This window comes from Anaerobacillus alkaliphilus (genome assembly GCF_004116265.1).
GTDB lineage: Bacteria > Bacillota > Bacilli > Bacillales > Anaerobacillaceae > Anaerobacillus > Anaerobacillus alkaliphilus.
In genome coordinates this window covers 735,021-748,088 of the sequence record NZ_QOUX01000046.1, presented here as the reverse complement: position 1 = coordinate 748,088, position 13,068 = coordinate 735,021, and the positions used below count along the sequence as shown (strand labels likewise).

General features: G+C 37.0%; 15 protein-coding genes and 1 riboswitch. All 15 genes read left to right on the top strand.

Going from position 1 to position 13,068, the window contains the following annotated elements; all coding sequences use genetic code 11:
• Positions 1–36: 36 nt before the first annotated feature.
• Positions 37–120: riboswitch (cyclic di-GMP riboswitch) on the top strand.
• A gap of 154 nt (positions 121–274) precedes the next feature.
• Entirely contained in the window at positions 275–781 is a 507-nt protein-coding gene (locus DS745_RS18895) for a type II secretion system protein (RefSeq protein ID WP_129079770.1), read from the top strand.
• 41 nt (positions 782–822) lie between these two features.
• On the top strand, positions 823–1,584 hold the full coding sequence (locus tag DS745_RS18890; protein ID WP_129079769.1) for a prepilin peptidase: 762 nt from the start codon (positions 823–825) through the stop codon (positions 1,582–1,584).
• A gap of 47 nt (positions 1,585–1,631) precedes the next feature.
• Entirely contained in the window at positions 1,632–2,615 is a 984-nt protein-coding gene (gene pilM, locus DS745_RS18885) for a type IV pilus biogenesis protein PilM (RefSeq protein WP_129079768.1), read from the top strand.
• A gap of 3 nt (positions 2,616–2,618) precedes the next feature.
• Entirely contained in the window at positions 2,619–3,224 is a 606-nt protein-coding gene (locus tag DS745_RS18880; RefSeq protein WP_129079767.1) for a hypothetical protein, read from the top strand.
• Between the two features lies 1 nt (position 3,225).
• Positions 3,226–3,936, top strand: coding sequence for a hypothetical protein (locus tag DS745_RS18875; RefSeq protein WP_129079766.1), 711 nt, complete (start codon positions 3,226–3,228; stop codon positions 3,934–3,936).
• Positions 3,920–4,375 carry a type II secretion system protein gene (locus DS745_RS18870; protein ID WP_129079765.1) on the top strand — a complete coding sequence of 152 codons (456 nt, stop codon included), beginning with the start codon at positions 3,920–3,922 and terminating at the stop codon, positions 4,373–4,375. The genes DS745_RS18875 and DS745_RS18870 overlap by 17 nt, the downstream gene beginning before the upstream one ends.
• Before the next feature lie 232 nt (positions 4,376–4,607).
• Positions 4,608–5,711, top strand: a complete 1,104-nt coding sequence (locus tag DS745_RS18865; RefSeq protein ID WP_129079764.1) for a hypothetical protein — start codon at positions 4,608–4,610, stop codon at positions 5,709–5,711.
• A 153-nt stretch (positions 5,712–5,864) separates the two neighbouring features.
• Positions 5,865–7,283 carry an aspartate ammonia-lyase gene (aspA, locus tag DS745_RS18860; RefSeq protein WP_129079763.1) on the top strand — a complete coding sequence of 473 codons (1,419 nt, stop codon included), beginning with the start codon at positions 5,865–5,867 and terminating at the stop codon, positions 7,281–7,283.
• A gap of 121 nt (positions 7,284–7,404) precedes the next feature.
• Positions 7,405–7,974: a Maf family protein gene (locus DS745_RS18855; RefSeq protein ID WP_129079762.1), complete on the top strand. Its 570-nt coding sequence runs from the start codon at positions 7,405–7,407 to the stop codon at positions 7,972–7,974.
• Between the two features lie 51 nt (positions 7,975–8,025).
• Positions 8,026–8,715: a RadC family protein gene (gene radC / locus DS745_RS18850; protein WP_277750935.1), complete on the top strand. Its 690-nt coding sequence runs from the start codon at positions 8,026–8,028 to the stop codon at positions 8,713–8,715.
• 208 nt (positions 8,716–8,923) lie between these two features.
• Complete coding sequence (locus DS745_RS18845) at positions 8,924–9,961, top strand: rod shape-determining protein (protein ID WP_129079761.1); 1,038 nt, start codon at positions 8,924–8,926, stop codon at positions 9,959–9,961.
• A 13-nt stretch (positions 9,962–9,974) separates the two neighbouring features.
• On the top strand, positions 9,975–10,853 hold the full coding sequence (gene mreC / locus DS745_RS18840; RefSeq protein WP_129079760.1) for a rod shape-determining protein MreC: 879 nt from the start codon (positions 9,975–9,977) through the stop codon (positions 10,851–10,853).
• Positions 10,853–11,413 (top strand): rod shape-determining protein MreD, encoded by a 561-nt coding sequence (gene mreD, locus DS745_RS18835; protein ID WP_129079759.1) that lies wholly within the window; start codon positions 10,853–10,855, stop codon positions 11,411–11,413. Before mreC ends, mreD begins: the two co-directional genes overlap by 1 nt.
• Positions 11,414–11,443: 30 nt before the next feature.
• Positions 11,444–12,115, top strand: coding sequence for a septum site-determining protein MinC (minC, locus tag DS745_RS18830; protein WP_129079758.1), 672 nt, complete (start codon positions 11,444–11,446; stop codon positions 12,113–12,115).
• A gap of 121 nt (positions 12,116–12,236) precedes the next feature.
• Complete coding sequence (gene minD, locus DS745_RS18825; RefSeq protein WP_129079757.1) at positions 12,237–13,037, top strand: septum site-determining protein MinD; 801 nt, start codon at positions 12,237–12,239, stop codon at positions 13,035–13,037.
• The last annotated feature ends 31 nt before the right edge of the window (positions 13,038–13,068 follow it).

Genomic DNA, 13,068 nt, shown 5'->3' with positions numbered 1-13,068 from the left:
AGAAAAATAGTACAATGTATCTAATTTTTGTAGTACAATAGACTTGGAAGTGAAGAAAGATCATCTACAATATGGGCACTTTGATGATCTGGAGCTAGTAGTGCAACCGGCCAGTTTACAATTATTCATGAGCTAAAACCAGTTAAATAGAAGGACAAGCTATCATTTTACATCATAAGAAATATCCTCCTAATTAAAACTGCAGATAGGGATTGAGTAATCGTGAGTGGTTTTTTTATATTTACTAACAAACTTAAAAAGCGAGGGATTTAACATGTTAAAAAGATTAAAAGATCAACGTGGTTTAACATTAATTGAGTTACTAGTAGTAGTAGTTATTTTAGGAATTATCGCTGCAATTGCAGTACCAAGTGTTGGGGGATTGATTGATAATAGTAAGAAGGATGCGCATGTGGCAAATGCTACGCAAATGATAAGTGCTGCCAAGTTGGCGATGACATCAGAGAAAGCATTGCAAACTCAAGCAAATCATACAGATGGATTAAAAATATCTCTTAGATATCTTGTTAAGCAAGGTTACATTGAATTACCAAAAGATCCTGATAACGGAACGTATTCAATGATGGCAGATGCAACAGATGCTAAAACCTTATACGGAACAAGCGCAAATGACCGAGGAGCTTCTTACGTTGTGGTTACTAGAAATACTACTACTAATCAGTATGAATACACAGTTAGATTATTTAATGGTACTCGAGGAGTTAGAGATGGTGATAATCCAGTTGCAGAGGCTAGCTTAGATAGAACACAAGTAAAATAGTTAAATTTAAATAACTTAGATAGTTAAAAGGACTTGATCCCATGGAAATCATACTCCACATCTACCTTTTCCTCCTAGGTCTCATCCTAGGGTCATTTTACAACGTAGTTGGATTACGAATACCTAAAGGTCAGTCAATATTGAAACCGCCGTCTCATTGCCCTTCGTGCAATGAGCGGCTTCGTTTTATCGACCTTTTTCCAGTATTCTCATATCTAGCTTTTCGTGGCAAATGTCGTCATTGTAAAACGAGGATATCACCAATTTATCCTGTTTTTGAATTAACGACAGGTATATTGTTTGCAATCTCGCCAATCTTTGTTGGCTGGTCATTCGAATTACTTATCGCACTTTTACTTATTTCATTATTAATTATCATCTTTGTTTCTGATCTTCATTATATGATTATTCCAGACCGTGTCCTGTTATTTTTCCTGCCTTTATTCATTTTAGGCAGAGTACTTGGGCCAATGGATCCGTGGTGGAGTCCAATTGCCGGTGCTTTCGTTGGCTTTTTCCTTCTCTACGCCATCGCTGTTGTTTCGAAAGGTGGCATGGGCGGGGGAGATATCAAGTTGTTTGGAGTGCTTGGAATTGCTTTAGGTCTTCAAGCAACACTCTTGACCTTGTTTTTTGCAGCCTTTTTAGGTTCAATTGTTGGTTTAGTTGGTATCCTTTTGAAAAAAGTAAAAAGAGGGAAACCAATTCCTTTTGGTCCATTTATTGCTGTTGGGGCTCTTATAGCTTATTTTTTTGGACAGGAAGTTATTGGCTGGTATCTTACACTATTAACCTTTTCATAAAAAGCGATATAATATAGTAGACGTATATGTTTTAGGGGGAAGAATGAATGGCATTTCTTTTTGGTAAGAAACCACCAGTAAATATCATCATAAAGGATCATGTGATTCGTTACGTTGATAGTAAAGCGAACAATCTTCAGTCTATTAAGGAGTTTGGTGAAAGATACCTTCCTGCTGGGCTTATTCGTGATGGAAAGATTGTCAATAGAGACAGTTTAATCAATATCTTAGAGGAATGCGTTGAAAACTGGGGTCTCAAGAAACGCAACGTTAATTTTCTTGTACCTGATTCGACCGTTCTGTTTCGCAAGGTTTCTATCCCTAAAGACGTTGCTGATGATGAAATAAAAGGCTATCTATTTTTTGAAATTGGCACATCCATTCATTTGCCATTTGAGGATCCAATCTTTGACTATCACATACTTGGTGAAATAGAGGATAAAAAAGAGATATTACTTTTTGCTTCGCCCGAAAAAACGGTACTAGAATATGAGCAGTTGTTAGAGACAGTCCAGTTAAAACCAGTAGTTGCTGATTTATCTTCGTTGGCCTCTTATCGGCTGTATCATTATTTAGACCTATCTAAACCTAATGAACACCTTTTATTGCTGCAAGTTTCTATTAACTCTATTAATCTCAGCATTTTTCATCAGCATAAACCGGTGTTTATGAGGCATTTAAACATCGTTGATCTTGACAATTTGTGGTCAGAGAAATTAGACGATAATGGAGATCTAGCGATTTATTGTCAAAACGTCGAGAAGATGACTGGCAATTTGCAAGACAACTTCTTAGAGATAGAACGTGTCATCAACTTTTATAAATTTTCGATAAATCAAGGTAATGCTGAAGTAACGAAAATTTTAGTTACTGGTGATCACCCTTATTTAGATTATATTAAAGAGAAGCTAGCAGAAATGACCAGTATAAACATCATTTCTTTAACGGATGATGAGTTTAAATTAACAAAAGGTGAAAGCATTCCTTATCGTTACCATTTACCACTTGGCTTGCTTTTAAAAGAGGTGTAACGAATGCTTGTTGATATTAATCTACTTCCACAAAAACCAAAGCGAAGTTTAAAAGCAATCATTATTACAGCAACAATCTTAGCAACAGCCCTTGTTTTTTTCATTAGTGGGTATTTTATTTATGATAGTAAAAAAATGAGTCTCGCTACCATCCAAAATGAAACCGAAATGGTCATCAAGCTCCGGGAAATCGCCGAGCAAGCAAATCTAGAAGAAGCTCCAACAGATATACTAGTAGAATTACAAGACAAAATAGAGTGGATTGAGAGTCAGCATATCTCTACAGTTTATCTACTAAATCATTTTGTCTCATTACTACCACAGCGTGGCTTTTTTATGAATTATCAATATAATGACCAAGGTACGGTTTCAGTGACCATTCAGTTTGATTCTCCTCGTGAGGCAGCGGCGTATTTAAGTCGCTTAAACGAGTCAACGTATGTTGGTAAAGCAACACTTCAGCAGTTATCGGTTTCAGAGGTAACTGATGAGAGAGAAGATCAAGAGCTTGAAGAACGTTTTCGTTATTTGCCTAGATATATTGGAAACTTTACGATTGATGTAAATCGAGAAGCGATAAAAATAAAGGATGACAAAGGAGGCAATTAAAATGAATCGAGAAAGCTTAAGAAACAACAGCATCCTGATTTTGATTAATAGCCTTGTTGTTATTTCTCTCATAGCTGCATATTTTCTCTTTATTCCCCCATTAAATCAATCAATTAATGCTGCAGAGGAACAACTTAAGTTTGAAAAAGCTCTCTTAGAGGCAGTAGAAAAAAACGTCTACGTGCCTATATCGTTGTCGGATGTCGACGTGAAAACGTTGCAAAGAAAAGTTCCTGTATTGCCGTTAGTAGATCAATTCATTCTAGATTTAGAAAAAGCCGAGGTTTTTTCTGATAGTTTTATTACTAGTTATAGTTTTGCTACAAGTGAATACTCAGGTACAGGCCTTCAAACCGAAGGAGTAGAGGAAGAAGTGGGACAAGCTCCTATGGGAGTTGAAAAAGTGACTGTCAATATGTCAGTCATTTCACCAGGGTTTGAAGAGTTAGTTCAGTTTTTAGAGCGTATTGAGCGATTACAACGGGTGACGAAAGTAGATTCTCTATCATTTACTGGTTATCCTGAAGTAACTTTACTTGAGCAAACTGGGGATGATATTACTTTTTCAGTATCGATCTCCACATTCTACTTACCAGAATTAGAAGAGTTCAGTGAATACTTACCGGTACTAGCATATCCTCAAGATAATCAAAAGTATAATCCGCTGTTTTACCGAGTAAAAGGAGAAAAGGCTAGTGAAACAGACGAATAATAAAGGGATGACCTTAATTGAGCTATTGGTTGTCGTCGTAATCTTAGGTATTCTTGCTACAATAGCAGTCATTGGCTTTGGAACAATTATTGAACAGTCAAAGGATCGGGCATTCGTTGCCAATGCCTATACATTTAAAGAAGCAGCGGAGAAATATTATTTATCATCAGGTAGTTTTACAACTGAAATAAATTCTGATCCCTTTACCTATGAATTACTAGTAGGTTCTGGATTTTTGGAGCTGTTTAAAGATCCATATACAAACAATATGATGCCTTTAAATGGTTTTGACTCGCAAGTTAGTATTGTAAGGGAAAACGGTAACCTAACATACTATATTTGCTACATAGGTGAAACTCGTAAACTTTGTGAAAATGATGGTACTGGTATTCAATTTGAAAATATCAGTACGGATAAAATCAAATCAAATTCAAATTAGACAAAAATTTTCCAACAAGACGACAAAAGTCTTGTTCTTTTTTTTCTCTTCTATGTTAGGCTAATAAAGTCTAGTCTATTAATTCTCTTAAAAAACTCCTTAGAATCACTTACAATCATTTTAATTTATAATTCATAATTCATAATTCAAAATTAATCAATTCTAGTTCTATCTATCAAACTCACTTAATAGACTATAGTAAATTGAAAAAGGAGAGAGGAGCTGGCGAAGGATGGACAATACGAAGAAGAATGACCGGCGAATTTCAATTGTCTTAAATGGGAAAGAAAAGTTATATGAAGAGCTCGAGAAGGACAAGCAAGCTTATGAAGAAGTATTAAATGAAGAGATTGCTGCTACACAAGAAGAAGAACGTTCAGAAGAATTTGAGTGGATTTTATCTGATCCTTCACAGAAAAAACCTGCAACTAAGGTTGTTGATATAGGTGAACGGCGTCGTGATAAAAAAAGGTTGGTAGGACCTTACTGGGATGATGGGAAAAGTGTAGATTCGCCAAAACTTCCATCGACGAAACGAAAGAAAAAACAAAACTTTGAATTTAAATCTCTACCATTAGGATTAATCGGCATTGTCTTGTCGGCGATTGTTGTTGGTGTGAGTTTCGGCTTTATGATGTTAACGATTTTTACAGGAGAAAAGGGAGATCCGTTAGTTACTCCAACCACAACACCTGTTCAATCGCAACCTCAAGTAGAGGCACCTATTGTGATGACGCCTGGGCAAATCCCAATCTTAGGTGTGGAAGTGGTGCAAGGTGGCGCTTATTCTTTACTAGAAAAAGGGCAAGAGGTGTCACAGGAATTAATTAGTCAAGGTTTTGCAGCAGCAGTGACACAGAATACAGATCCGGTCTTTTTATTTATTGGGCTAGGTCTTGATAAAGAACAAGCGGCAGTCGTGGCTGAAAAATATAGAGAAAACGGACAAGAGGTATATTTAAAACCATATGCAGTAACTGCTACAGGGATTATTGAAACTCAAGAACAAGCCTCCTATCTTGAAACGGGAGTTGACTTATATCAACAGCTTACTTTGTTAGCGGTAAACGGTATGGCGACAGGCGGTTCGCTTATTACCGATGAAACCTTGAATGAACTTACTGAAACTTATAAAACACTTATATCAATCGTTGATCCTTTTCTGACGAACGATATTCATCAACAAAATGCGGTGATTTTTCAAACCGCCTTAACTGGGGCATACGAGAGTATTAAGGGGTATGCTTCAACCAATAATCAATCTAACCTATGGAAAGCTCAGCAATATTTACTCGATGGTTTATTTGCTTATGAAAACTTAATTAAAAACCTTTAGAAGAGTCGACGAAACGTTGGCTCTTTTTTTCAGCTAAATGATTTACTTTGACATTTCTAAAATTACAATTTATAACTAGTAATGGTACATACTATAAAAATGTAGTTTAACTCAAAAGAAAAAATGGTTTTTAAGAGAGATGGAGGTCTACTTATGTCAGATGTTCGAATTGAACGAGACTTAATGGGAGAAAAGGAAATACCAAAAACTGCTTACTACGGAATTCAAACGGCTCGTGCCATTGAAAATTTCCCAATAACAGGGATACCACCGCACCGTGAATTAATTCGCGCATTTGCTTACGTAAAAAAAGCTGCAGCAATGGCAAACAGTGATGTTGGTGTCTTAAATAAAAAGATCGCTGAAGCAATCGTACAAGCTAGTGATGAAATTATCGAGGGAAAACTTGTAGATCAATTTGTTGTTGATTCTATTCAAGGTGGGGCTGGAACATCATTTAATATGAATGCAAATGAAGTAATTGCCAATAGGGCAATTGAAATTATGGGTGGAGAAAAAGGGAATTATATGTTAATTAGTCCAAATACCCATGTCAATATGGCTCAATCAACGAATGATGCATTCCCGACGGCAATACATATTGCTTCACTACATCTAGCAAAAGGTTTACTTAGTTCGTTAGAACAGTTGATTTCGGCAATGCAAGGAAAAGCGAAGGAATTCGATCAAGTGATAAAAATGGGCAGAACTCACTTGCAGGATGCCGTTCCAATTCGTCTCGGACAGGAATTTGGAGCATATACGAGAGTTCTTTCTAGAGATTTACAACGGATTAAAAATTCTGTTGATCATTTATATGAGATTAACATGGGAGCAACAGCTGTCGGAACAGGGTTAAATGCATTACCAGAGTATATAACGCTTGTTGTGAAGTATATTGCAGAGCATACCGGAATGCCATTTACAAATGCTGAGGACTTGGTTGATGCTACGCAAAATACCGATGCATATACAGAACTATCAAGTGCGTTAAAAATTTTAGCAATTAATTTATCGAAGATTGCTAATGATTTACGTCTCATGAGCTCAGGTCCATTGACTGGTATAAATGAGATTAATTTACCTCCTAGACAGGCTGGTTCTTCGATTATGCCAGGAAAGGTTAATCCAGTTATGGCAGAGGTAATTAACCAAATTTCGTTCCAAGTGATAGGAAACGACCATACAATATCTCTAGCATCAGAAGCGGGACAGCTGGAATTAAACGTGATGGAGCCAGTTCTTGTTTTTAATTTATTGCAATCATTAACAATCCTTCAAAATGGTTTGAACGTATTTAGAGAATATTGTATTGAGGGTATAACTGCAAACATTGAGCGTTGCCGCGAAATGGTTGAGAACAGTGTCGGAATTATTACAGCAATTAATCCACATGTCGGATATGAAGTAGCGGCAAGGGTAGCCAAAGAAGCCATCCAAACAAAACGGCCAGTTCGTGAAATTTGTATAGAAAAAGGAATTCTATCAGAAGAAGAATTAAACGTTATTCTTGATGCCAATGAAATGACTGCACCAGGGATAGCTGGAGCAAATTTATTATTTAGAAAGTAATTTTTTTTGAAAAAAGAATTGAAATTTTTGTACATGATTTGCTATGCTAAACGTATCCTTTGTACAATTTTTTCGTTCTTTTTTCTTATCTACAGATAAATTGAAGCAAAGGAGAATTTCTGTGAAAAAACTCATTTTAGCCTCAGGCTCACCTCGCCGCAAACAACTGCTAGAACAAGGGCAGTTACAATTCTCTATTTCCACAAGCACTGTTGACGAAACCATCACTGAACCACTAAATCCAGAAGAAGTAGTAGAGCAACTATCGTTAAGAAAAGCTCAAGATGTATTTAGCCGTTTTGACGATTCAATAATTATTGGAGCAGATACAATTGTTTCTATAAATGGAACTATTTTAGGGAAGCCTAAGGACGAAGAAGAGGCTTTTCAAATGCTACAACAATTATCTGGGAATGAACATGACGTCTACACAGGTGTAGCTATTCTTTCAAAGGAAAAAACAATCGTATTCCATGAACGAACGATTGTATCCTTTTGGGAACTTACTACTGCAGAAATTGAAGACTATATTTCAAGTGGCGAGCCTTTTGATAAGGCTGGTTCCTATGGGATTCAAGGATTAGGTGCGTTATTTGTAAAAAAAATAAATGGTGATTACTTCAACGTTGTAGGCTTACCGTTAGCGAGGACAGTGAGAGAGTTACAAAACTTTCAAAATTCAATTTCGTGATCGGGAGTTGCCTCTAACGTCGCTTCTCCCAGTAAAAGGAGGAGTTTAAGTATGGGAGTAAAGCCACTTATGATTCGTGACGTTCCAACAGAAGAAAGGCCAAGGGAAAAGATGTTAAAAGAAGGGGTACACGTACTAACAAATCAAGAGCTAATTGCGATCATCTTAGGTACTGGGACTAGGGAAGAGTCAGTATTGCAGTTGGCACAACGAATTTTATATGACTTTCAAGGCCTAAGGTTCTTGAGAGAGTCCTCAGTTGATGAACTGACCAAGATTAAAGGAATCGGGAATTCCAAAGCTGTTCAATTACTGGCTGCTCTAGAACTTGGAAGTAGGGTCCATAAATTTCAACAAGAGGATCGTATTATTATTCGTTCTCCCGAAGACGTATCACGCTTTATGATGGAGGATATGCGTTTTTTAACGCAAGAGCATTTTGTAGCCCTCTATCTAAATACAAAAAATCACGTCATTCACAAGAAGACAATTTTTATCGGGAGCTTAAATGCATCTATCGTTCATCCAAGAGAGGTTTTTAAAGAAGCGTTTCGACATTCTGCAGCATCCATCATTTGTTTGCATAATCATCCTAGTGGTGACCCAGCACCGAGTAAAGAGGACATAGAAGTCACAAAACGCTTAGTTGAAACAGGAAAAGTCATCGGGATAGAAATGCTGGACCATATCATTATCGGGGACAGAAAATTTGTTAGCTTGAAGGAAAAAGGCTACGTATAATGTGGAATTGTGAATTACGGAATTCTGAATTGATATTGCTCTGCTTCGAAGCTTGGCATCATCTGTCACAATCCATAATTCAAAATTGATAATTAAAATTACTGTTCTTTTTCAATTTTTTTCAGTATAATAAAGGTTATGGATTTTAATTAAGCAACCAGAATTTACTTAAATGAGCTTATGCTTTCCATTGAAGGGAGATACATAGATGTTTGGTGGTTTTTCAAAAGATTTAGGAATAGATTTAGGCACAGCTAATACGCTAGTGTATGTGAAGGGAAAAGGAATTATCGTTCGTGAACCTTCTGTAGTAGCGATTAGAACAGATACAGGAACAATTGAAGCAGTAGGAAATGACGCGAAAAACATGATCGGTCGTACACCAGGGAATATTGTGGCGGTTCGTCCAATGAAAGATGGTGTTATTGCTGATTTTGATACGACAGCAACAATGATGAAGTACTTCATCAGACAGGCTCAACGTAACCGTTCAATTTTTACCCGTAAACCGAATGTAATGGTTTGTGTTCCATCTGGGATTACAGCGGTTGAGAAGAGAGCAGTTGAAGACGCTACGAAGCAAGCAGGAGCGAGAGAGGCATATACGATTGAGGAGCCTTTTGCAGCAGCTATTGGCGCAGATTTACCTGTGTGGGAACCAACTGGAAGTATGGTAGTTGATATCGGTGGTGGTACGACAGAAGTAGCAATTATCTCACTTGGAGGTATTGTTACAAGTCAATCCATCCGTGTTGCTGGTGATGAAATGGATGATGCAATTATTCAGTACATTAAGAAGACCTATAATCTAATGATCGGTGAGCGGACAGCAGAAGCAGTTAAGTTTGAAATTGGTTCGGCTGGTATTCCTGAAGGTATCGATGATATGGAAATTCGCGGTCGTGATTTAGTAACAGGTCTACCAAAGACAATTACGATTACTGCACGTGAAATTGCTGAAGCATTAGAAGATACAGTAAGTACGATTATTGAAGCGGTGAAGAATACGTTGGAGAAGTCTCCACCTGAACTAGCTGCTGATATTATGGATCGTGGAATTGTGCTAACAGGTGGTGGTGGGTTATTACGTAACCTTGACCGTGTCTTAAGTGATCAGACGCATATGCCTGTGTTAGTTGCTGAAAATCCATTAGATTGTGTTGCTATTGGAACAGGAAGGGCATTAGAAAACCTTCATTTATTCCGTTCTAAGGCAGGAATTACCGTTCGTTCAAATCGTAAGTAAGTAGGTGTGTTCAATGCCCCAATTTTTTTCAAATAAAAGACTAATAGTGCTTCTCGTTAGTATAATTCTGTTGGTGGCATTAATAGGCTATTCCATGAGTGATCGACGAAGCTTAACATGGCCCGAACAGTTTATGAAAGATTCAGTAGGTTGGGTCCAAACCATGTTTAAACAACCCGCTCTTTATGTAGCGGGTTTCTTTGAGAATGTAAATGAAATGAGAAACATTTACGATGAAAATCGAGTATTAAAAACACATTTAGATCAATATGCACAAACGGCTGTTGAAGTAAATGTACTACGACGACAAAATGAACAACTTAAAGAAGCACTAGATATTAAAGAGAGTTTATATGATTACAACATCATACCTGCTCTTGTCATTCATCGTTCTCCAGACCGCTGGAATGAGTTTGTTGGGATAAATAAAGGAGAGCAAGATGGGATTGAACGAGATATGGCTGTAATCACGTCCAAGGGATTAGTTGGAAAGGTGAGGCATGTCTCTCAATTTACTTCCACTGTCCAACTTCTAAGAGATCATGATCGTACAAACAGGATATCGGCAATGGTTGATGGTGAAGAAACTGAAGTTTTTGGATTTATTGAAGGATTCGATGAGCAAACTGGTGCATTGATGCTTCGAAAGATTGAAGCAGATGCAGAAATTGAAGAAGGTCAAACAGTTGTAACATCTGGATTAGGCGGGATATTCCCGCGTGGATTATTAGTGGGGAAAGTTGTTCGGGTTGAAGCTGACGAGTATGGGTTAACGAAAAATGCTTTTGTTGAACCGTCAGCAAGTTTCCATAATTTAGATTATGTTATGATCATTAAACGAAATGCACCAGCTATAGATGAAAGAATTTTAGTAGAAGAGGAGGAAGACTAATGCAACGTTTTCTTCTTCCTTTTATTATTTTTCTTCTGTTTATCATTGAAGGAACGATTATGCAAATTATAACCCCTGAAAGATTTGGGTCAGACTATATTATCATTCCTCGTTTTGCTTTTGTAGTAGTCATTATTGTTGCTATATTTTTTGGGAGAACGACAGGTACCGTATATGCTTTGGTCCTGGGTTTGCTTCAAGATGTCATATACACGCATGTATTAGGTGTTTATATGTTTAGTATGGCTTTCATTACATATTTACTCGGTTTTTCTTTTAAAGTTTTCCAAAAAAATCTGTTTCTATTAATCATTACAGCTGTTTTTGGGACGATCCTTTTAGATTACCTAGTATATGGAATATACTCTATGATTGGTATTACAACAATTCTTCATAATCTATTTTTTTATGAGCGTTTGATGCCAAGTCTGATCGTAAATACTGTCTTTTTAATAATTTTTTCCTTTCCATTACGAAAGTTATTAATTTTCTTACAAAATAAAGACGATATTGAAGAAAAAATCCATAAAAGAAAAAGGGATTTCAGGTGGCAACGTTGAATAAAACAAAGTTGAGGTGAACTTTGGACCATGGTAAAAACAAACTACGTAACGATAAGAGGAACCAAAGAAGGCCTAATCTTAATTTTAGACGACGAATGTTCGTTTTCTGAACTAGTTAGTGAGCTCGAAGAAAAGCTTTCCTCAAATTACCCACAAATATCAGAAGGACCTGCAGTAAATGTTAAGGTTTCAGTAGGTCATCGGTATTTATCAGATGAACACAAACAAAAGTTAACAGCGGTTATTAGTGGACAAAAAAGTTTTGTTATTACCCAAATTGAATCAAATGTAATGACAAAAGAAGAGGCAGAACTTATCCGAAAAGAAGCACAAACGACGACACTCGTAAAAGTGGTTCGCTCGGGACAAGTATTGACGTTTACTGGAAATATATTACTTATAGGTGATGTGAACCCTGGTGGAACGGTACTGGCTACCGGGAACATATATATTCTAGGTGTCTTACGTGGAATTGCCCATGCAGGTATTGATGGAGATAAAGAAGCGATCATCTCAGCTTCAAAAATGGAGCCTTCACAATTACGGATTGCAGATATTGTTAGCCGTGCTCCGGATACAAAAGATGACGACACCCACGAGATGGAATTCGCCTATGTAGGTTCAGATCATCAAATAGCTATTGAAAAAATACAACACCTAGGGAAGATACGTCCCGGGATTACAAACATAACAACGTAGAAATGTAGAATGAAAAATGTAAAATGTAGAATGGGTAAAAGTTATGCTCTAAGCAAAACTTACAACAATTCTACACTCTACATTCTAAATTCTACATTGAATTTAGAAAGGGGAGTTTCGCATGGGAGAGGCGATTGTAATTACTTCTGGGAAAGGCGGAGTTGGAAAAACAACTACATCTGCAAATATTGGTACTGCCCTTGCGCTTTCGGGGAAGAGAGTCTGTTTAGTTGATACTGACATTGGTCTTCGTAATCTTGATGTGGTTATGGGATTAGAAAACCGAATTATTTATGATATTGTTGATGTTGTAGAAGAGCGTTGCAAACTGCATCAAGCTCTTATTAAGGACAAGCGCTTTGAGTGTTTAATGCTCTTGCCAGCAGCACAAACAAAAGATAAATTAGCAGTAAATCCAGAGCAAATGAAAATGATTGTAAAGGAATTAAAAGAGGACTACGACTATGTTATCATCGATTGCCCAGCAGGGATTGAACAAGGCTTTAAAAATGCTGTTGCTGGAGCTGATAAAGCGATTGTAGTTACTACACCAGAAACCTCTGCTGTTCGTGATGCTGATCGAATTATTGGCCTACTAGAGCAAGAAGAAAATATAGATCCACCAAAACTAGTAGTGAACCGAATTCGCAGTCATATGATGAAAAATGGTGACATGTTAGATGTAGATGAGATTGTTTCAATTTTAGCAATTGAGCTTATAGGGATTGTAGCTGATGACGATGATGTTATTAAAGCATCGAACAAAGGTGAACCGATTGCTTTTCAACCAACGAGTCGAGCGTCTATTGCTTATCGAAACATAGCTAGACGTATATTAGGAGAATCCGTTCCACTTATGTCCTTAGATCAGGACAAAGGAATGCTTTCAAAAATGAAAAAGTTCTTTGGGATGAGAGCTTAATTTGTCGAAAAATAAAAAGTGTAGTATGATA

Bases quoted from the DNA above. Each gene is read 5' to 3' on its own strand.
- DS745_RS18895 (WP_129079770.1), top strand. From the start codon at position 275: ATGTTAAAAAGATTAAAAGATCAACGTGGTTTAACATTAATTGAGTTA.
- DS745_RS18890 (WP_129079769.1), top strand. From the start codon at position 823: ATGGAAATCATACTCCACATCTACCTTTTCCTCCTAGGTCTCATCCTA.
- pilM (WP_129079768.1), top strand. From the start codon at position 1,632: ATGGCATTTCTTTTTGGTAAGAAACCACCAGTAAATATCATCATAAAG.
- DS745_RS18880 (WP_129079767.1), top strand. From the start codon at position 2,619: ATGCTTGTTGATATTAATCTACTTCCACAAAAACCAAAGCGAAGTTTA.
- DS745_RS18875 (WP_129079766.1), top strand. From the start codon at position 3,226: ATGAATCGAGAAAGCTTAAGAAACAACAGCATCCTGATTTTGATTAAT.
- DS745_RS18865 (WP_129079764.1), top strand. From the start codon at position 4,608: ATGGACAATACGAAGAAGAATGACCGGCGAATTTCAATTGTCTTAAAT.
- aspA (WP_129079763.1), top strand. From the start codon at position 5,865: ATGTCAGATGTTCGAATTGAACGAGACTTAATGGGAGAAAAGGAAATA.
- radC (WP_277750935.1), top strand. From the start codon at position 8,026: ATGGGAGTAAAGCCACTTATGATTCGTGACGTTCCAACAGAAGAAAGG.
- DS745_RS18845 (WP_129079761.1), top strand. From the start codon at position 8,924: ATGTTTGGTGGTTTTTCAAAAGATTTAGGAATAGATTTAGGCACAGCT.
- mreC (WP_129079760.1), top strand. From the start codon at position 9,975: ATGCCCCAATTTTTTTCAAATAAAAGACTAATAGTGCTTCTCGTTAGT.
- mreD (WP_129079759.1), top strand. From the start codon at position 10,853: ATGCAACGTTTTCTTCTTCCTTTTATTATTTTTCTTCTGTTTATCATT.
- minC (WP_129079758.1), top strand. From the start codon at position 11,444: ATGGTAAAAACAAACTACGTAACGATAAGAGGAACCAAAGAAGGCCTA.
- minD (WP_129079757.1), top strand. From the start codon at position 12,237: ATGGGAGAGGCGATTGTAATTACTTCTGGGAAAGGCGGAGTTGGAAAA.